This window comes from [Flexibacter] sp. ATCC 35208 (assembly GCF_001975825.1).
In the GTDB taxonomy this organism is placed as follows: Bacteria; Bacteroidota; Bacteroidia; order Chitinophagales; family Chitinophagaceae; genus Chitinophaga.
In genome coordinates, this window is the sequence record NZ_MTKN01000035.1 from 51,776 (window position 1) to 72,732 (window position 20,957).

A 20,957-nucleotide genomic window follows, 5' to 3' on the forward strand; every position below is an offset into this window, starting at 1 on the left:
ATGGGAGAAGCGTCACAATATCACCTACCCGTTCTGCTGAATGAAGTGGTCAGTCATCTGCAAATCAATCCCGAAGGGACTTACGTAGATGCCACTTTTGGAGGCGGCGGTCATTCCAGAGCCATTCTGGAACAACTGAACGAAAACGGAAGGCTCATCGTGTTTGATCAGGACGAAGATGCTTATAATAACCGGATAGAAGACCCAAGGGTCACTTTTGTACAACAAAACTTCAGACACCTGCAAAGGTTCCTTAAACTGTACAAAGTTCCTCCGGTTGACGGCCTCCTCGCAGATCTGGGCGTTTCATCATGGCAGTTCGATACAGCAGAAAGAGGATTTAGTATCCGGTTCGACGGAGATCTGGATATGCGCATGGACAAAAGAACAACCCTCACAGCAGCAGCGCTGCTACAATCCTACTCAGAAAAGGAATTACACCTCCTGTTCCAGAACTACGGAGAAGTAACCAACGCACGCACACTGGCTAAAACAATAGTCACAGAGCGAAAAGCCCGCCCAATGAGGACTATTAACGAGTTCAAATCCGTTATTCAGCCAATCGTAAAAGGCAATCCGCAGAAATACCTCGCACAGGTATTCCAGGCACTCAGGATCGCCGTCAACGACGAACTGGGCGCCCTGAAAGATTTGCTCACACAAGCAACGGAAGTATTAAAACCGGGCGGTAAACTGGCTATCATAACTTTCCATTCACTGGAAGACAGACTGGTGAAGAACTTTATGAAAACAGGACAATTTGAGGTGCAGGACGATCCATTTTCTTTTACTACACCCCCCAAATTGTACCGGTTAGATACAAAAAAACCAGTCACCGCTGGCCCCGAAGAACTAAAACGTAATTCCCGGTCCCGCAGCGCAAAACTAAGGGTAGCCGAAAAGTTATAACAGATCCGGACTGACGAGCATTTAAAAGGGTACAACTAGAAATTTAGAAAACTAGAAAACTAGAAAAAGCGTCAATCCCCCAATCACGTTGATCATGTGCGAAGGATGTTATACCATATCATTCACGTTGACTAATAAAACCGAGCTGTTTGGAACAGGAAGAACATATACCAGTCGCAGAATTACCGGATGAACCGGAACAGAAAAGAGAATGGCGCCTGCGTATCAATTACGCAGCCATCACGCAAAATATGCCCTTTATACTGTTCCTTTCCGCACTCGCACTGATCTATATCGCTAATAGTCACCTGGCTGAAAAAAAAATCCGCCAGATCAACAAACTGGGACGTGAGATCAAAGAGCTGAAATGGGAATACCTCAATGTGAAAAGTGAATTGATGTTCCGTAGCAAAATGAGTGAAGTCAGCAAATCAGTGGAACCATGGGGCCTCAAGCCGCTAAGTTCCCCACCCCAAAAAATCGTACTGAAGAAACAGTAATAATCATATCAGACTGTGGAAGTAAAGAAAGACATATTGTGGAGAGTGTATCTGTGCTTTATCGGCATGGTGCTGTTTGGTGTGGCTATAATTATAAAGGTGTTCTTTCTCCAGAACGTTGAAGGAAATTACTGGCGCAGCATGGCAGACAGCCTGCACACCCGCTACGTAACCCTCGACGCAGACCGGGGTACCATCTACTCCGAAGAAGGCAGGATGTTATCAACATCCATCCCCTACTTCGATGTAAGAGTCGATTTCGCAGCAGATGGGCTCACCGATAAAAATGGAAAGATCTTCAAGGACAATGTTGACTCATTGTCCATTTGTCTTTCAAAGACTTTTCAGGACCACACCCCGCTGGAGTATAAAAATATCCTCCGCGAAGGCTATAAAAACAAAGACAGATACTTTCTCCTGAAAAGAGATATCTCGTTTACCCAGTATCAGCTCGTCCGACAATTTCCCATGTTCAGACTAGGGAAAAATAAAGGAGGCCTGATCGCGGAAACAAAAAACAAACGCATTAACCCCTTCAAACTACTGGCTAACAGAACCATCGGTTTGAGCAGGCAAAATGCACAGAACGTAGGTCTCGAAAGGACCTACGATAACTATTTAAGCGGTACCACCGGTAAAAGACTGATGCGCCGCATCGCTGGCGGTACTTTCGTCCCCGTCGAAGGTTATGATATTGAACCCGAAAACGGGCACGATGTGATCACCACCATCGACGTAAACATGCAGGATATCGTTGAAACCGCCCTCATGAACATGATGGTCGCCAACGAAGCAGATAACGGTACCTGCATCCTGATGGAAGTGAAAACCGGCAAGATCAAAGCAATCGCCAACCTGGGCAGACAACCAGATGGCAGCTATTTCGAGGATATGAACTATGCCCTCAGAGCAACAGAGCCCGGCTCTACGTTCAAACTGGCTACCGTCATCTCCGTACTCGACGACAAATACGCCACCATGAACAACATGGTGAACCTGCAGGAAGGTAAGTGGCAGATTGGACGCAGAACCGTATTTGACTCCGAACCACACCCAGGCCAGACAAACGTAACTATTAAACATGCGTTCGAACTGAGCTCTAATGTGGGAATGGCAAAACTGGCCTATCAGTTCTATAATAAAAAACCAAACGACTTCGTCTGGCACCTGAGAAAACTCAAGCTCGACAAGCCAACCGGTATAGACCTCGTAGGTGAAGACCAACCGGTCATCAAAACCACCGCCAGCAGAACATGGAGCGCTACCAGCCTTCCATGGATGGCTTTCGGTTACGAAGTATTAATAAGCCCGTTGCAAACCTGCATGCTCTACAACGCAGTAGCTAACAACGGTAAAATGATGAAACCTTACCTGGTGAACTCCATTAATGAATATGGTAAATCAGTTAAGACCTTCGAACCTGAAATCGTAATGGATAGCATCTGCTCTTCCAATACACTGGCACAGGTAAAAGCAATGTTGGAAGGAGTCGTAATGAATGGAACGGCCAGATCATTGTGGTCACCATATTACAGCTTTGCCGGTAAAACCGGTACCGCCCTGGTAGCGAATGCTAACCGGGGTTATGCCGATAAAATATACCAGTCCTCTTTCGCAGGATATTTTCCTGCCAAAGACCCGCAGTTCACCTGTGTTGTGGTTATCAAAAACAAACCACATGCAGCTAAGTTCTACGGCGCCTCTGTAGCAGGACCCGTTTTTCGCGAAGTTGCAGACAAACTGTATGCGATCGCTGTTGAAAAACAACAACCTATGCGTGCTAACCTGATGCTGGATACATTGCTGGCATTCAAAAACAGTAAAGCCCGTGATTGGAAAGAAATCACTACTGCACTGGATCTGCCCGTTGAAGGCGATGTGAATAACAACAATTGGGTAAGCGCAAAGGTGACTGACAAAAAGGTAAACTTTGCACAGGTAACGCAGGCAAAAGGTAGTGTACCCAATGTAACAGGAATGGGATTAAAGGATGCTTTGTACCTCCTCGAGAATGCCGGTTTACGTGTGGTGGTAAGAGGTGCTGGTAAAGTCACCAACCAATCCATTCCAGGTGGTACACAATTAGAAAAAAATCAAACGATAGTCATAGAACTGAGTTAATGAAAACATTGCGTGACATATTATATAATGTAAACATCGTGGCTGTAAAAGGGTCAACCGATACCGCCGTGAATGCACTGAACATCGACTCCAGAGCCATCAGGCCTGGAGATGCTTTCATTGCAATCAGAGGTGTACATGCTGATGGTCACCTCTTCATTGACAAAGCTGTACAACAGGGTGCCGCTGTCGTGATCTGTGAAGACCTGCCTGCACAAACTGCCGACAACGTAGTCTATGTTCAGGTTAACAGCAGCGCTACCGCCGCTGGTGTAATAGCAGGTAACTTCTACGACAACCCATCTCACAAGGTGCAACTCGTAGGCGTAACCGGTACCAATGGTAAAACGACCATCGCTACCCTCCTGTTCAAACTATTCAGTGCGCTCGGCTACCATTGCGGAATGCTCTCCACCGTACAGAACCAGATCGGTGACAGGATCGTTCCCTCTACCCATACCACCCCGGATCCCATTCACCTGAATGCACTCCTGGCAGATATGGTCACTGATGGTTGTGACTACGTGTTCATGGAAGTAAGCTCTCACGCTATTCACCAACAAAGAATAGCAGGGCTGAAATTTGCCGGAGGCATCTTCAGCAATATCACCCACGATCACCTGGACTATCACAAAACCTTCGACGAATACATCAGGGTAAAGAAATCCTGGTTCGATGGTTTGCCAGCTACAGCATTCGCCCTCACTAACCTCGACGACAAAAGAGGCAATGTGATGCTGCAGAACACCAAAGCGAAAAAACAAACTTATAGCCTGCGCACCGTTGCAGACTTTAAGGGAAAAATATTGGAGAATAACCTCACTGGCCTGATCATGATGATCAATGAGACAGAAGTACACTTCCGCCTCATCGGTGAGTTCAATGCATATAACCTGCTGGCCGTATACGGAGCCGCTACCCTGCTCGGTCAGGACAAAGCCCGCGTATTACAGGCACTCAGTGATTTGTCAGGTGCTGAAGGACGTTTCGATTACATCGTGTCTCCCAATCAGCGCATCATCGGTATCGTGGATTATGCACATACCCCCGATGCTTTGCTCAATGTGCTGGCGACTATCAAAAACCTGCGCAAAGGCAACGAACAAGTCATTACAGTAGTAGGTTGCGGCGGCGACCGTGACACAGCAAAACGCCCTGTGATGGCCGAAGTAGCAGTAGAACGCAGTGATAGAGTGATCCTTACCTCCGATAATCCCCGTTCAGAAGATCCGAACGAAATTATCAGACAAATGGAAGCCGGTGTACCCGTAAATCTTAAAAAGAAAGTACTGTCTATCACCGACCGTAAAGAAGCGATCAAAACAGCTATCAGCCTCGCAAATCCTGAAGACATCATTCTCATAGCTGGTAAAGGCCATGAGAAATACCAGGAAATACAAGGCGTGAAACATCCTTTTGACGACAAACAGGTGCTGGATGAGATGATGCGGTTGATGGAGAAATAACAACTAACAAACAACTAACTAACAAATAACTACTAACTAACAGTATGCTTTATTACTTATTCAATTATTTGAAAACGTTAAATTTCAGCGGTAGCGGGATGTTTCAATTCATCACGTTCCGTGTGACAATGGCGTTACTGTTATCCCTGGTAATCTCTCTCTTGTTAGGTAAAAGTATTGTAAGATTCCTCCAGAAAAAACAGATCGGGGAAACCATCCGTGACCTCGGCCTGGCAGGTGAGAACAGTAAGAAAGGCACCCCTACCATGGGTGGTCTTATCATCCTGGCAGCTATCGTTATTCCTACCCTGCTGTTCGCACAGGTAAAAACCGTTTACATCTGGCTCATGTTGCTCTGCACCGTTTGGCTGGGCCTGATCGGTTTCCTGGACGATTATATCAAGGTATTCAAAAAGAACAAAGAAGGTCTGGCCGGTAAGTTCAAGATCCTGGGCCAGGTTGGTTTAGGTATCATCATTGGCAGCACTTTGTATTTCAATGAAAACGTAGTGATCTCCCGCGAGATCATTGGCGCGAAGAAACTCGCCCCCTACGAAAGAGTAGTGGCCAAATCGGAAAGAGTGACGAAAGAAGGACATCGCTTTGCGGATGTGAAGACGCCGATCACTTCTATCCCATTTGTAAAGAACCATGAATTCAACTATGCCAAACTGATCTCCTGGATCCCTGGGGCAGAGAAATATACTTACGTCCTCTATATCCTCATCGTGATCATCATCATAACGGCAGTGTCCAATGGTGCAAATCTCACAGATGGATTAGATGGCTTGGCCACGGGTGTATCTGCGGTCATAGGCGTTTGTCTCGGCATATTCGCCTATGTATCCGGTAACATTCAGTTCGCCGAATACCTGAATATCATGTACATCCCTAACCTGGGTGAACTGTCCATATTCATTGCTGCCTTTGTAGGTGCCTGTGTAGGTTTCCTCTGGTACAATGCTTATCCTGCACAGGTGTTCATGGGCGATACAGGTAGTCTGGCTTTGGGAGGCATCATCGCTTCCCTGGCTATCATTGTAAGAAAAGAATTATTGATACCAATTTTCTGTGGTGTATTCCTGGTAGAAAATCTGAGCGTAGTATTACAGGTCTCCTACTTTAAGTATACCAAGAAAAAATATGGTGAAGGCAAGCGCATATTTCTGATGTCTCCACTTCACCACCATTACCAGAAGCTAGGTTACCACGAAAGTAAAATAGCAGTAAGGTTCTGGATCATAACAATCATGTGTGCAGTAGTTAGTATTGCAACATTAAAAATCAGATAAGCAAAATGACAAAGAAACTCATCATACTCGGAGCCGGTGAAAGCGGAATTGGTGCAGCCCTGTTAGGCAAGCAACAGGGGTATGATGTATTCGTGTCAGATGGTGGAACCATCAAGGATATTTATAAACAGGAACTCGCTGTAAATTCTATTCCTTTCGAGGAAGGACAGCATTCCTGGGATGTGATTTTAGGTGCCGATGAAATTGTTAAGAGCCCTGGCATTCCTGAAAAAACGGAACTGATGAAAAAGATCCGTGCGAAGGGAGTATCAGTGATCTCTGAAATCGAGCTCGCTTACAGGTTTAGCAAAGACGCTAAAATTATCGCCATCACTGGTAGCAATGGAAAGAGCACTACTACAGCGCTCACCTTCCACATCTTTGAGACAGCTGGTCTCAACGCCGCTATGGTAGGTAATATTGGTCTGAGTTATGCCCGTGTAGTGGCTACCGCACCGGCTGATTATTACATCGTCGAAGTAAGTAGTTTTCAACTCGACGATATTGTGGAGTTCAAGCCCAACGTGGCCATTCTGCTGAATATCACACCAGATCATCTGGATAGATATGACTACAAAATGGAGAACTATGTGGCGTCAAAATTCCGCATAACGATGAATCAGGGACCGGAAGATTTCTTTGTGTATTGCAAAGACGATCAGGAGATTAACAATTATTTGAAGAAGCAAACTATTTATTCAACATCAATACCCTTTACTATCATGGAACCGTTAAAGCAAGGAGGATTTATGGTAAACGATCAGGTAAACATTCAGGTTAATGATGAACCAGTTATCGTATCAATGTATGATCTCGCGCTTAAGGGCAAGCACAACTTGTACAATTCCATGGCAGCGGGTATTGCTGGTAGGACCATGGAGATAAGGAAAGAAAAAATTCGGGAGAGCCTGACTTCGTTCAAGAGTCTGGAGCACCGTATGGAGTACGTTGCCACTGTGCGTGGAGTGGATTTCATCAATGATAGTAAAGCTACCAATGTAAACTCCCTGTGGTTTGCACTGGAGAGCATGGAAACCCCGGTAGTGCTGATTATGGGAGGTGTGGACAAAGGAAATGATTATAGCGCTATCAGGGACCTGGTAAAAGAAAAAGTAAAAGCAATTATCTGCCTGGGTATAGACAATGCACCGATTCAGGATGCGTTATCAAAAGATACACCGGTAATGGTTGATACACGCAGTATGAAGGAAGCTGTGGAAGCAGCTTTTCAACATGCAGAAAAAGGTGATGTAGTTTTGCTTTCTCCGGCTTGTGCGAGCTTCGATCTGTTCAAGAACTACGAGGACAGAGGCAAGCAGTTCAAAGAAGCCGTGAGGGAACTATAATAAATCCGGGATATTCCGGAAACCAAAAAAGTTAAATGGACGGTATACTTCATAGGACAAAGGGTGACAAAGTGATTTGGACGATCGTGATCTTCCTCTCACTAGTGAGTCTGCTGGCGGTTTACAGCGCCACAGGTTCGCTTGCCTATCGCCTTCAGGGCGGTCATACGGAGTATTATCTCTTCAAACAACTGAGTGTATTAGTAATGGGATTGCTGATCATCTACTTTGCACACAGAGTGAATTATACCATTTACTCCCGTGTGGCACAGATAGGTTTTCTGCTCTCTATCCCTTTACTGATCTATACGCTGGCATTTGGTAGTCATATTAATGATGCAAGTCGCTGGATTAGACTGCCCGTTATTAATCTGACATTTCAGACTTCTGACGTAGCTAAGCTGGCCATATTCATGTATGTGAGCAGACAGCTTTCTAAAAGGCAGGGTAACATCACCGATTTTAAGAGAGGCTTCCTGCCGATCATTATTCCGGTGGGTATCATCTGTATACTGATCATGCCTGCAAACATGTCGACCGCATTGTTGCTGGGCGCCAGTTGTATGATCCTCTGTTTTATTGGCCGGGTACCTATCAGGTATCTGGTTGCCATGGTAGGTGCAGGTCTGGTGGCGATTGTACTGATGTTTGCAGTGGCAGCACTGACTGGAAAAAAGATGCGTACCGAAACATGGAAGAAGAGAATTGAACATTTCACTTCAGGTGATGATGATAAATCTGATTTACCATATCAGGTACAACAGGCAAACATTGCTATTGCAGGTGGTGGTGTGTTAGGCAAAGGTCCTGGAAACAGTACCCAGCGAAACTTCCTCCCACATGCTTATAGCGACTACATATATGCTACAATTATCGAGGAGTATGGTATCTTTGGCGCCTTTTTGATATTGATGGCCTACATGTTGCTATTATTAAGAAGTATCAGCTTGTTTAGAAAATGTCCCTATGCATTCGGCGCTTTCCTGGCAGTTGGTCTCAGCATCACATTAGTCATACAGGCACTGACAAATATGGCAGTGAATGTAGGGCTCTTTCCCGTAACAGGGGTCACGCTACCGCTGGTAAGTATGGGTGGATCCTCCGTGATCTTTACAAGTCTGGCTATAGGGATCATACTGAGTGTGTCTAGAAATGTGGAAGAACTGGAAGGTAAAAGAATAGAACAGGAAAGGATTGCAAAGGTAGTAGCTCAGCAAGCCGAAATAGAAGAATTTTAAAAACTAACATGAACATGCAACGCAGAATTATCATAGCAGGTGGTGGAACCGGAGGACATATCTTCCCGGCGATCGCTATTGCCAATGCGTTGAAAAAAATAGAACCAGCAACTGATATTCTCTTTGTAGGTGCCAAAGGAAAGATGGAGATGGAGAAAGTACCGCAGGCTGGTTACCGCATCGAAGGATTGGAAATAGCAGGATTCAACCGTAGCAATATGCTCAAGAACCTGTTGTTGCCGTTCAAGATTCTGAAAAGCCTGTCACAGGCCCGTAAGATCATTGACAGTTTCAAACCAGATGCCGTGGTAGGTGTGGGTGGTTACGCCAGCTTCCCTGTCATGCGCAAAGCACAGAAGAAAGGTATTCCTACCCTCATACAGGAACAAAATTCCTTTGCAGGGAAAGCCAATATGGCCCTGGGAAAGAAAGCCGCTAAGATCTGTGTCGCTTACGAAGGAATGGAGAAATTCTTCCCGGCTGATAAAATTGTAATGACAGGCAATCCTGTCAGAGGCAACATTACACAGTCTGCCGTATCAAAAGAAGATGCACTCGCACACTTTGGCCTCCTTACAGGTAAACAAACAGTATTCGCTGTGGGTGGTAGCCTGGGAGCAAAAGCCATCAACGAGGCATTAGCGGCCATACTCGCCACTTTTGTAGAGAAGGATATTCAACTGATCTGGCAAACAGGTAAGCCTTACTTTGAAACAGCGAAAGCCGCTGCAGCACCATACTCCTCTCATGTAAAGGTGTATGAGTTTATCAACGTAATGGACTTCGCCTACAAGGCTGCGGATGTTGTTGTATCACGTGCAGGTGCACTGGCCATCGCCGAACTTTGTGTAGTGAAGAAACCTGTCATCTTCGTGCCCTACCCTTTTGCGGCCGAAGACCATCAGACCTTCAATGCAAAAAGTCTGGTAGATAAAAAGGCCGCCATCCTCATTAAAAATGATGATGCAGCCGCTCAATTAGGAAATACTTTATTCAGTCTGTTACAAAACAATGCGTTGTTGCAACAACTGGAAGAGAATATAGCAAAACTGGGAAATTCAAATGCTGATATGGTCATTGCTAAACAGGTTTTAGCACTGATTAAATAAAAGGATAAGTAAAAATGGATCTGAACAACATACAACGCGTTTACTTCATTGGAATCGGAGGCATCGGTATGAGCGCCATCGCCCGCTTTTTTAATGAAAAAGGTGTGCATGTGAGTGGTTACGACCGTACCGAAACACCGCTGACCCGTCAGCTGGCTGAAGAAGGTATGCAGATTCATTACTCGGATGATGTGAACCTGCTGGACAAAGATGTACAGCTGGTTGTATACACTCCCGCTATCCCGGGTACCCATTCAGAATTGATCTGGTACCGTAAGAACGAATACGAAGTAGTAAAACGAAGCGACGTATTGCAGGAGATCACGAAAGAGTTGTTCGCCATCACCGTAGGTGGTACACATGGCAAAACAACTATCTCTACCCTTACCGCTCACATACTGCGTCATAGTGGCTATGGTTGCAACGCCTTTCTCGGTGGTATCAGCGCCAACTACGACCGTAACTTCTGGAGCAGTGATAAACAGGTAGCCGTGATCGAAGCAGATGAGTATGACCGTTCATTCCTGAAACTTCACCCGGATATCGCGATCCTCACCGCTATGGATGCAGATCACCTGGATATCTACGGTACAGAAGCAGACATGCAGGATGCATTCGTACAGTATACTGCGAACATCAAACCCAATGGTACGCTGATCGCAAAACTGGGATTACCCCGTGCAACAGAACTAAAGGGTGATAATAAACGTTGGTATCACCTGAAAGATACACAGGCAAATATTTATGCGACCAATATCAGAACAGTTGACGGTGGTTACCTGTTTGATGTAGTAGAGCAGGACTGGCACATTCACGATGTACAACTGCCTATCGGTGGCACGCACAATATTGAAAATACAGTGGCAGCCATCACAGTGGCGCACCTATTAGGCATAGATGCCGCAAAGATCAAAGCAGCGATTGCTGATTTCAAGGGCATCAAACGTCGCTTTGAATACCTGGTGAAGAACGATTACCAGGTATACATAGACGATTACGCACATCATCCGGAAGAATTGCGCGCCCTCATTAGCAGTGCCCGCAGCTTATTCCCCGACAAGCGCTGTACAGTCATCTTCCAGCCACACTTGTATACCCGTACACGTGACCTGGCCGAAGGATTTGCTGAAAGCCTGTCCCTGGCAGATGAAGTGCTGCTGTTACCCATCTATCCAGCCAGAGAGTTACCCATAGAAGGGGTGCACAGTGAGATCCTGGCGGAAAAGATGACAGTACCAGTACAAGTGATACAGAAAGAAGATGTATTGGCCTGGGTAAAATCGAATAGCGTACCATTGCTCATCACAGCTGGTGCCGGTGACATTGACCAATTCAGAGATCCGATCAGAGAAATATTGAACGGAGAGAAAGTGAAAGAGTAGACAAAAAAAATTTAAACCCAAATGCAAACCAAGACCCGCCGGGCATTAAAACGAATAGGTAGTGTACTGCTCTGGACAGCGGTATTGACTGGATTCGTGATCCTGCTTGTTGCGGCAGTGCAGGACAAAGAAGAGGGTAAATGCAGGGGGATCGTTGTAAAACTGGTGGGTGACGAGAACAACTTTTTTATAGAAGAGAAAGATATAAAAGTATTGGTAGCTGGCGACAGGAATTTAAATCCAGTAGGCAAGCCCATAAAAGAGATAAACATCGCAGCATTGGAGAAGATAGTAGCCCGTGATCCCTGGGTAAAAACTGCGAACATCTTTGTGGACAACCAACGAAAGCTCAACGTCAAAGTCGCTCAGCGAGAGCCCGTAGCAAGGATATTTACCTTAGCAGGAAATACTTACTACCTCGACAAAGATGGAGAAAGAATACCGGTATCGGCCCGCTATACAGCAAGAGTACCGGTGTTCACAGATTATCCGTCAGACGCTGCAAAAGTGCAAAAGGCAGACAGCGCATTGACCGCAGGCATCATGGAGATAGGCAGCTTCATACAAAGCGACCCTTTCTGGACTGCACAGGTAGAACAGGTAGTGATCACTCCCCAGCGTGAGTTTGAAATCATACCAACACTGGGCGATCACGTGATACTGTTTGGAGACGGAACCGATGTAACAAAAAAATTTAACAAACTGCTGGCGTTCTATAAAGAGGGGTTAAGTAAAGTAGGATGGAACAATTACGCAAAAATCAATGTTGCATATGAAAACGAAGTAGTTTGCACACGGAGAAGCGGGGAGGAATTATCGAAAAAGCTGGCCGCTGAAGACAGCGCGAAATTAGCCAGCACCGGCGATACACTGGCGAGGATAATGGTGCACGGAAATGATTCAGTGCAACCAGAAGCGGCAAAGCTTGAAGCTTCAATCAGAGTGGTACCAGCCAGAACGACGGCGTCAAAACCAAGAAATTCAAAAGACAAGTCGTCTGGAAAAAAGGAACCAAAGGCAGTGTATAAGCCGGGTAGAAATTAGTAACACAACAAAAAACTATAGAAACGCCATGAATCAGGAAGCTCCTATCATTGTAGGTCTTGATATTGGAACTACAAAGATTGCTGCCATTGCAGGTCGAAAAAACGAATTCGGGAAACTGGAAATCCTGGGGTTCGGTAAAGCCCCGTCTTTTGGTGTTCAGCACGGAATGGTGCTGAATATTGATCAGACGATAAAGGCGATACGTCAGGCCCTGGAGAACTGCTATGCTTCTAATCCAAACCTGGAGATCAATGAAGTGTATGTTGGCATTGCAGGTCATCACATCAAGAGCCTGCAGACCCGTGGCGATATCGTGCGTAGCGATACCGAAGCGGAAATATCCCAGAAAGATATTGATCAACTGATAAATGACCAGTATAAAACGGTGATCCCCGCCAGTGACCAGATCATTGACGTGATCCCACAACAATATATTGTTGATAGCCTCCAGAACATTACTTACCCGATCGGGATGAGCGGTGTGAAGGTGGGTGCGAACTTCCATATCATCACTGGTGATAAGAATGCGATTCGCAATATCAACCGTAGTGTGGAGAAATCCGGACTGAAGATCCACGACCTCGTGCTTCAGCCCCTGGCTTCTGCTGCTGCCGTCATGTGTGATATGGACTTCGAAGCAGGCGTAGCCATCGTAGATATCGGTGGTGGTACTACAGACCTGGCAGTGTTCTACGAAGGTATCCTGAAGCACACAGCCGTAATTCCTTACGGTGGTGAGAATATCACCAACGATATCAAGAACGGTCTCGGTGTACTGAAAACGCAGGCAGAACAAATGAAAGTGCAATTCGGTTACGCACTGGCTGATGAAGCAAAAAGCAATGCTTACATCACCATCCCCGGACTGCGCGGACAAAGCCCTAAAGAGATTTCAGTGAAGAACCTGGCGCACATCATACAGGCACGTATGAGTGAAATCATGGACTTCGTCATTTATCATCTCAAGCAGATTGGTATGGACAACAAGATGCTCAATGGTGGTATCATCCTCACAGGTGGTGGCTCCCAGCTGAAACATCTGATCCAGCTCACAGAATATACTACCGGTGTAAGCGCACGAATCGGGTATCCGAACGAGCACCTGGCTTCCGGTCATACCGACGAGCTGACCAAACCAATGTATGCAACATGCATAGGTCTTATTCTCAAAGGTTATAACGATTACGAGAATGACCGCAGAGCGATGGAAGAAAATTACGTTAAGATCAATACCAGCTATGTCGCAAAGGAGCAGGCCTCAAAAGCCGCTACAGAAACGGATAGCAGCTGGGAAGATGATGCACCGTCAGTTGAAGAGATTCAGGCAAGAAAAGCGAGAGAAAGAAATGCCTCGCTGAAAACATTCCTCGACAGAATGAAAACGAAGATCATCGACATGTTCACCGAAGAAGAGGATGCAAAACTTTAACAGGGTATTTTTCCGAGAATGGCGTAATTGTTGCAGCCATAAACGATTTGAAATCAGATAATTAATATTCGGATAATGGTAGTGGGTTCTACCACTACCAATAATTACTAACTATAGAAGAATTTGTGGGCATTATTAATTATACTAACTAACCCATAAAAGAGATAGAGTCATGATACATTTTGATCTTCCCAAAGAAAAGTCTTCCATCATCAAAGTGATAGGCATTGGTGGTGGCGGAAGCAACGCGGTGAACCACATGTTCAACCAGCGCATTGAGGGTGTGAATTTTATCATCTGTAATACAGATGCGCAGGCTATCTCCAATAGTCCTGTACCTAATAAAATTCAGTTAGGTCCGCACCTGACACAGGGTCTGGGTGCTGGTGCCAACCCCCGCATCGGTGAACAGGCCACTGAAGAATCCTTTGAAGAAATCAAAAAGATCTTAGAGGTGAATACCAAAATGGCATTCATCACGGCGGGTATGGGTGGTGGTACCGGGACAGGTGGCGCTCCTATCATCGCAAAGATCTGTAAAGAACTGGGTATCCTCACTGTGGGCATCGTTACTACTCCCTTCTCTTACGAAGGAAAGAAAAGGATGCAACAGGCAGATGATGGTGTAAACCGTCTGAAAGAATACGTCGATACACTGCTGATAATTTCTAATGATAAACTGCGCCAGAAGTTCGGCGACCTGAAGTTCAAAGCTGCTTTCGAAAAAGCAGATAACGTACTGGCTACCGCTGCTAAATGTATCACTGATGTGATCAACAGCACAGGTCAGATCAACGTGGACTTTGCGGACGTTTGTACCGTAATGCGCAATGGTGGTGTGGCTATACTCGGTGCTGCAACTGCAGAAGGTGAAAACCGCGCGCAGAAAGCAATCGAAGAAGCACTGACTTCACCGCTGCTGAATGATAACGACATCCGTGGTGCAAAATGGATTCTGCTCAACATCTCTTCTGCAGAAGGTGAATTTGAACACACACTGGATGAAATGGATACTATCCAGGCTTATGTACAAAGCCAGGCAGGTGAGGATTGCGATGTGATCCTCGGTGTTGGTTACGACCAGGATCTGGATCGTAAACTGGGTGTAACTGTTATCGCTACAGGTTTTGAACAAAAACCGATTCAGCAGGTAAAACAGGCCCCACAGGATCCATCTCATAATCAACCTAGAATCGTAATGGAACTGGGTCGTGAAGGTGATGAAAAAAAGATGAACACTCCCGTTAGCTCCAGCAACAATTCTATGTTCATTGAACCAACCGACCATATGGCGCCACGGTTGGTAGAGCCTGTGGTGACGCAGCCGGCTACAACGTTTGTAACTCCAGAACCTCCGGCAGAAAGTAGAAGCAGTTTTGCACTCAACATTGAGCCAGTAGGAACAACTGCTCCTACACCAGGCTACAACAATGTAAACGTAATACAGCCCAATAATCAGGCGGCTGGCGGATATCCTGCCAGACACATTTTTATTGAGCCGACTCCAACTCCACCTCCGGCAGAAACGCCAGAGATGAAGATCGTATTCCGTGAAGAAGAGCCAGGCACAGAGATGACAAATGATATGCAACAGCTGCATGCATTTGAAGAGCAATTAGAAGAGCAAAAGCGTAAACAGGCAGAGCGCGTAGCAAAACTGCGTAGCCTCAGCTTTAACGTGAAAGGCATCGATAATAATTCAGAAATTGAAAACGTTCCTGCATACATTCGTCGAAATATCAATCTCGATAATGGTGCTGGTTCTGCCGAGAATTTCTATTCTAACTATACAATTTCTGATAGTCCGAATAATCAGGCAGAAATCAATACGATCAATACTTTTTTAGATGGGAAAAAACCCGATTGATTATATTCGAACGTTTGATTGTTTTTTTAGTTGTGTTAAAGAAAGTCCTCTGGTTCTCCGGGGGACTTTTTTATTGAAATAGAATGTTATTTTTTTGCGCAACAACTTCTATTATTTCTAGCAGACTACTCCTTATTGGCTTCAACAAACTTCAATTTTTCATACTAACAGACTCCTCTTTATTGACTCCAACAAAACTCAATTTTTTATACAACAGATTCTGAATTCCGTCCATCCCCCACTCTCTCCCTCCTTCGTACCTTTGCCCCATGCAAAGATCAATTAACAAAATCAACACAAACCACCCCATCAGTGGTTCCCTCTCATCATATCATTTCTACAACCCCCTGCCTCTCCCCGACGGCAACACCATCGATCCATTCCTCCTCCTCCATCACCATGGTCCCATGACCCTGCCTCCTTTCAATTCAGGCATGCCATTCGGACCACACCCCCATCGCGGCTTTGAAACCGTGACCTGGATCGTAAAAGGCCACGTTGTCCACAAAGACTCCCACGGCTTCCACAGCCGTATCGACGAAGGTGGCGTACAATGGATGACCGCCGCCCGCGGCCTCATTCACAACGAATACGTAGAAGATACTTTCAAGGAAACAGGTGGGGATTTAGAGTTGTTACAATTATGGATCAACCTGCCTGCAAAAGACAAAATGATCCCAGCTAAATACAGGGGCTTACAAAAAGACGATATCCCGGTTATCACAAATGATAAAGTGAAGGTAGCAATCGCAGGTGGTCAGTGGAATGGCCATAAAGGGGCTTTACAGTCGATTACAGACATTAACGCATTCCTGATTGACATCAGTGAAGGTGGCAGTACTAAAATAAACGTAACGAAGGAAAGAAACATCCTTTTCTATGTCCTCCACGGAGAAGTCACCGTCAATGGCCGCACAACCGGCAACAGAAGTATGGTGCTCTTCAATAATGACGGAGATGAAATTGAAATCAGTGCCGGCAAAGACGCACTCATCCTGTATTGCGATGGCCTGCCACTGAATGAACCCATCGCCTGGCATGGTCCCTATGTGATGAACACACAAACGGAGATCATGGAAGCTATGCGCGATGAAAGAATGGGCAAATTCGGATTCTATATAGACTAAAAAAAATACCCGTATAGACTAAATATTAAGGGCCGCTCTCATGAGCGGCCCTCTTACTTTTAATGTATAATTCGCTTCAATTGCAAATTAGTAACTGGTGCTACCACCAGCGGATATTTCTCAATTGTTACATAACTTGAATCCAGTCCAAAACCTCGTTCCTCAGAAAGACTCACGCGTTTCAACCAGAAATACATACGCATGATCATACGCTCATACAATGGCAGGTCATTATCATGTGACAGGAACTTCTCCATTACTATAAACTGGAAGTCACCCACCACATTATTCTTACTCAGTGATTCATAACGGCTGGTGATATTCACCTCTTTATTCCTCACCATATCTTCCACCACCATTCTGAACATCAGGTTAATACGTTGCTCCACCTTAAAACCTAAGCGGAATTCCACACGAATCACCTCGTTCGGAATAATCGTCTGCACTGAATATTCACTCAGATATGGCTCATCTACTACATCCACATGCACAAACCAATAGATATCTGCACGCTTTGGTTTCTTATTCAGAATAGAATAGATGATCTTATGTTCGATCTCTTTCGGATTATCAGCACTACTCATATACACCAGATGGGTAGCATACTTGGGTATAGTCGTATCGTTACTCAGCTCCTGAATCACAGCCAGATGATCTTCCAGTCGTACAAATTCAACGTAACGATTTTTGATCTTGCGTGATTTAAACCACACCAGCATTATGAGGAACAGCACCCCTGCCACAATCACGGTTACATAACCACCGTGCATAAATTTTACCAGGTTGGCGAACAGGAAAGAGAACTCTATCGTAAAATATATAATCAGGTAAAGTAGAATCAAACTGACACGCACCCTTCGCGTGTACAAATAGAAGGCGAACAAACACGAAGTCATCAACATACAAATCGTAATGGAGAGACCATACGCCGCTTCCATCGCCCCCGATTCCTGGAAGATTAATACGATAGCCACACAACCTATCCACATCATGGTGTTGATACCTGGAATATACAACTGACCACGCATTTCAGTAGGATAATTGATCTTCAGCTTCGGCCACAGATTCAGTCGCATCGCTTCTGAAATCAATGTAAATGAACCGGAGATCAATGCCTGGCTCGCGATAATAGACGCCATTGTTGCGATCAGGATACCAGGTATTATAAACCACTCAGGCATAATTGTAAAGAACGGGTTCTGATCCTTAGGCAGCATCGTGCCTTTGTGTGTGAGCAACCATGCACCCTGTCCCAGATAGTTCAGGAGCAGACAGGTTTTCACAAATGTCCAGGATACCCGGATATTGCCTTTACCACAGTGGCCCAGGTCAGAATACAGCGCTTCAGCACCTGTTGTACACAGGAAGACTGCACCCAGAATCAGGAAACCACGGGGATAGGTAGTTAATAACTGTATCGCATAGTGTGGGCTGAAAGCTTTCAGTACAGAGAAATCATCTGCCAGGTGTGAAAGTCCCAGAATACCCAGCATGGAGAACCAAATCACCATGATAGGACCAAACAGCTTACCAATAGAGTTTGTACCAAACTGCTGAACTACGAAGAGTAAAGTAATAATCGTCAGTACAATTTTTACAATTGTCCACTGACTAAGATCTTTAAATACTTCCAGTGTGCGTAGACCTTCAATCGCGGTCGTTACAGTAATAGGTGGGGTAATGATACCGTCTGCCAGTAATGCGGCGCCGCCGATCATACCAAAGATAACGGCCCATTTTGCATGACGCCTTACGAGCGCGTATAACGAGAAGATACCGCCTTCTCCTTTGTTGTCTGCCCGAAGGGTCAGAATCACATACTTAATGGTTGTTTGTAAAGTCAGGGTCCAGAAAATACAGGAAATACCGCCAATGACCAGGAGATCGCTAATATAGTTCGTACCTATAATAGCCTTGAAAACGTATAACGGAGAGGTTCCAATGTCACCGTAAATAATACCTAATGCTACTACTAAACCGGCCAGGCTAACCCTGTTAATGTCTTTTCTCACGAAATAAGTAATTAAATGAATAAGAGTAGTATTTCTTTTGATGTCGTAACTACCTCCCTTTAGGAGTGTGCACTCAAACAGTTCTCTACTCAAAAAAGCCATCAAAGTTAGTGTGAATTCAGGAATATAGAAAATTTTTTGTAAGAGTTAACAATGGTGCTTCCGGGGTTAGCAAAGGCAACCGGTGGGGGTTTGGGGGAAGTATTAGAAACCTGGTAAAGACACACTAAATGTGCTGAGATATGCTATAGGCTATTCCAGCATGTCTATCCTGATCAATCCTTTACGGGCATAAAAAAACCCCGTCTCTGTTGAGACGGGGCCTTTATATTTTTTCTCAGTGAGAATTAGTTAGCTGGAGACAGATCTACAGTACCAGACTCACCAGGAGTGTTTTGTTTGATGAAGCGACCACGGTCGATACCTTGCTTGTCAGCCAGGTAGTCGATCACTGAATCAACACGACGGCTGCTCAGGTCTACACCACCTTTCTTACCCTTAGCACCTGCGTGACCTGTTACCAGGATGTTACAAGTTGGGTTAGATTTCAGTGTGCTAGCAACAGAAGCCAGGATAGCTTCGTTGTCAGAACCTACCTTAGTAGAAGCACCTTTGAATGCTACGCTAGGCAGAACCAGGCTACCACAAGCTGCTGGAGGAGGAGTCTTGCAGCACTCAGGATCTGGGCACTTACCAACACCATCAGCATCAACTGGCTGGCAATAAGTTGGAGTGATCAGCTGCTTGTCTTTGTAATCAGGAACACCGTCACCATCAGTATCTTTAGCTACACCGTGAACATCAACTGGAGCGCCAGCTGGTGTGTTTGGTTCGCGGTCGAACTGATCAGTTACGCCATCACCATCTGCATCAGGCAGAACTGGAGTAGGCAGTTTCATGTGACGAGGTGCGCTCAGCTCATTGTAAGCATAGTTGAGCGGATTAACCCACCATAATGGTTCAACTCTCTTAGAGCTGTTACCCAGGTTGAAGTTCAGACGTACACTAGTGTAGCTGAATGCATCCTTATGGTTAGAGTATGGAGAAGAATAACCGTCCAGATAATCATCGAAATACATAGTGTATTTCTCTTCCAAACCGATATTGAAACGTTTAGACACTCTCCAGGCTATGCCAGTACCGAAATCGGCACCATGACGCCACAGCTGGTTGTTGTCTTTACGACCGATATTACCTCTGTTACCCTGAGATGGAGCGTTTGATTCATAATCACCATCATACAGGTTGTTCAGCTGATCCTTGATATCTTTACGTTTACCGCCAAAGTTAATACCAGAATAGTTGTAACCGTTACCACTAGCATCTACTGCATCAACGTCAACGTCGATCAGACCCAGTGAATAACCACCGAATACATACCAGTTCATTTTTGGCTGCGCTTTGTAGAACAGGATGTTGCTCAGAGAAGCGATCAGGTCAAAAGACAGCTGGTGAGTTGCAGTTTTATAGTTAGGAACGATCATACCGCCGTTTAAAGCAGCAGTTTTAGCCCAGATAGTAGCAGCGCCACCACCTGCACCAGCTACTGGACGCAGTCTGTAATCCTGACCTTTGTCGAAGGAACCAGTATACTCACCTCTGATGGAGAATGTATGACCCAGAGATTTTCTCAGGGAGATACCACCACCAAAACCTGGTTTAGCAGGAATGGTACCGTTGATAACGTGCAGACCACCGTGGAAACCTAATTCCCACATATCACGTGGTTTCGCAGGGAAATCATACTGGTGATTCGCGAAATTGTTTTGTTGTGCCTGTCTTGATGCTGGAACTTTGGTTGAATCCAGGGCGTCAAAAACAGGGGTAACTTGTGCATAACTGGAAGACGCCGCTAGGAGACTCATAGCGCCAGCCAGTAATAAGTACTTTTTGCTTGCCATAATTGTTTTCTATTTAAAAACTGTTAAAAATTTACTAATAACCCGTTTTTTTACCCAGCAAAGGTAAAATTCTCAAATGAATATTCAAATTTTTGTTGCAATATTATTTCTATTGATAACTGGTTAACTATTAACACTTAGGCAAAACTAATGTTGTGCCATACTTTGTTTGCAGTATATAACGAATAAGCATATTTGTTATAACTTAAAC

The 20,957-nt window shown here is 45.2% G+C and carries 15 protein-coding genes; 13 read left to right on the forward strand and 2 right to left on the reverse strand.

What is annotated here, in order from left to right; translation table 11 throughout:
• From rsmH to BW716_RS21085, 13 genes are all read left to right on the forward strand, one after another.
• Entirely contained in the window at positions 1-909 is a 909-nt protein-coding gene (gene rsmH / locus BW716_RS21025) for a 16S rRNA (cytosine(1402)-N(4))-methyltransferase RsmH (protein WP_083725642.1), read from the forward strand.
• A gap of 149 nt (positions 910-1,058) precedes the next feature.
• The gene (locus BW716_RS21030; RefSeq protein ID WP_083725644.1) at positions 1,059-1,409 is read left to right on the forward strand and encodes an FtsL-like putative cell division protein; all 351 of its coding nucleotides are present in this window, start codon (positions 1,059-1,061) and stop codon (positions 1,407-1,409) included.
• A gap of 15 nt (positions 1,410-1,424) precedes the next feature.
• On the forward strand, positions 1,425-3,530 hold the full coding sequence (locus tag BW716_RS21035) for a penicillin-binding protein (RefSeq protein ID WP_083725646.1): 2,106 nt from the start codon (positions 1,425-1,427) through the stop codon (positions 3,528-3,530).
• Positions 3,530-4,996, forward strand: a complete 1,467-nt coding sequence (locus BW716_RS21040) for a UDP-N-acetylmuramoyl-L-alanyl-D-glutamate--2,6-diaminopimelate ligase (RefSeq protein ID WP_083725648.1) — start codon at positions 3,530-3,532, stop codon at positions 4,994-4,996. Before BW716_RS21035 ends, BW716_RS21040 begins: the two co-directional genes overlap by 1 nt.
• A gap of 98 nt (positions 4,997-5,094) precedes the next feature.
• Entirely contained in the window at positions 5,095-6,288 is a 1,194-nt protein-coding gene (gene mraY, locus BW716_RS21045; RefSeq protein WP_235643922.1) for a phospho-N-acetylmuramoyl-pentapeptide-transferase, read from the forward strand.
• A gap of 5 nt (positions 6,289-6,293) precedes the next feature.
• Complete coding sequence (gene murD, locus BW716_RS21050; protein ID WP_083725653.1) at positions 6,294-7,634, forward strand: UDP-N-acetylmuramoyl-L-alanine--D-glutamate ligase; 1,341 nt, start codon at positions 6,294-6,296, stop codon at positions 7,632-7,634.
• 35 nt (positions 7,635-7,669) lie between these two features.
• Positions 7,670-8,872, forward strand: a complete 1,203-nt coding sequence (locus BW716_RS21055) for an FtsW/RodA/SpoVE family cell cycle protein (RefSeq protein ID WP_083725655.1) — start codon at positions 7,670-7,672, stop codon at positions 8,870-8,872.
• Between the two features lie 14 nt (positions 8,873-8,886).
• Complete coding sequence (gene murG, locus BW716_RS21060; protein ID WP_083725689.1) at positions 8,887-9,981, forward strand: undecaprenyldiphospho-muramoylpentapeptide beta-N-acetylglucosaminyltransferase; 1,095 nt, start codon at positions 8,887-8,889, stop codon at positions 9,979-9,981.
• A gap of 14 nt (positions 9,982-9,995) precedes the next feature.
• Positions 9,996-11,363 carry a UDP-N-acetylmuramate--L-alanine ligase gene (gene murC, locus BW716_RS21065; protein ID WP_083725657.1) on the forward strand — a complete coding sequence of 456 codons (1,368 nt, stop codon included), beginning with the start codon at positions 9,996-9,998 and terminating at the stop codon, positions 11,361-11,363.
• 21 nt (positions 11,364-11,384) lie between these two features.
• Complete coding sequence (locus tag BW716_RS21070) at positions 11,385-12,407, forward strand: cell division protein FtsQ/DivIB (RefSeq protein ID WP_083725659.1); 1,023 nt, start codon at positions 11,385-11,387, stop codon at positions 12,405-12,407.
• Positions 12,408-12,435: 28 nt separating this feature from the next.
• Entirely contained in the window at positions 12,436-13,839 is a 1,404-nt protein-coding gene (gene ftsA / locus BW716_RS21075) for a cell division protein FtsA (RefSeq protein ID WP_083725661.1), read from the forward strand.
• A 172-nt stretch (positions 13,840-14,011) separates the two neighbouring features.
• A complete protein-coding gene (ftsZ, locus tag BW716_RS21080; protein ID WP_083725663.1) occupies positions 14,012-15,706 on the forward strand; it encodes a cell division protein FtsZ in 1,695 nt (564 codons plus the stop codon).
• Positions 15,707-15,975: 269 nt separating this feature from the next.
• On the forward strand, positions 15,976-16,833 hold the full coding sequence (locus BW716_RS21085) for a pirin family protein (protein WP_083725665.1): 858 nt from the start codon (positions 15,976-15,978) through the stop codon (positions 16,831-16,833).
• A 59-nt stretch (positions 16,834-16,892) separates the two neighbouring features.
• Here the strand turns inward: BW716_RS21085 and BW716_RS21090 are convergent, their stop codons facing one another.
• Positions 16,893-18,845, reverse strand: coding sequence for a KUP/HAK/KT family potassium transporter (locus tag BW716_RS21090; protein ID WP_083725691.1), 1,953 nt, complete (start codon positions 18,843-18,845; stop codon positions 16,893-16,895).
• 347 nt (positions 18,846-19,192) lie between these two features.
• Entirely contained in the window at positions 19,193-20,746 is a 1,554-nt protein-coding gene (locus tag BW716_RS21095) for an OmpA family protein (RefSeq protein ID WP_083725667.1), read from the reverse strand.
• Between the last annotated feature and the right edge of the window lie 211 nt (positions 20,747-20,957).

Coding starts and splice junctions, on each gene's coding strand:
- murD (WP_083725653.1), top strand. CDS start 6,294: ATGACAAAGAAACTCATCATACTCGGAGCCGGTGAAAGCGGAATTGGT.
- BW716_RS21095 (WP_083725667.1), bottom strand. CDS start 20,746: ATGGCAAGCAAAAAGTACTTATTACTGGCTGGCGCTATGAGTCTCCTA.
- BW716_RS21040 (WP_083725648.1), top strand. CDS start 3,530: ATGAAAACATTGCGTGACATATTATATAATGTAAACATCGTGGCTGTA.
- BW716_RS21070 (WP_083725659.1), top strand. CDS start 11,385: ATGCAAACCAAGACCCGCCGGGCATTAAAACGAATAGGTAGTGTACTG.
- BW716_RS21085 (WP_083725665.1), top strand. CDS start 15,976: ATGCAAAGATCAATTAACAAAATCAACACAAACCACCCCATCAGTGGT.
- murC (WP_083725657.1), top strand. CDS start 9,996: ATGGATCTGAACAACATACAACGCGTTTACTTCATTGGAATCGGAGGC.
- ftsZ (WP_083725663.1), top strand. CDS start 14,012: ATGATACATTTTGATCTTCCCAAAGAAAAGTCTTCCATCATCAAAGTG.
- BW716_RS21055 (WP_083725655.1), top strand. CDS start 7,670: ATGGACGGTATACTTCATAGGACAAAGGGTGACAAAGTGATTTGGACG.
- mraY (WP_235643922.1), top strand. CDS start 5,095: ATGTTTCAATTCATCACGTTCCGTGTGACAATGGCGTTACTGTTATCC.
- rsmH (WP_083725642.1), top strand. CDS start 1: ATGGGAGAAGCGTCACAATATCACCTACCCGTTCTGCTGAATGAAGTG.
- ftsA (WP_083725661.1), top strand. CDS start 12,436: ATGAATCAGGAAGCTCCTATCATTGTAGGTCTTGATATTGGAACTACA.
- murG (WP_083725689.1), top strand. CDS start 8,887: ATGCAACGCAGAATTATCATAGCAGGTGGTGGAACCGGAGGACATATC.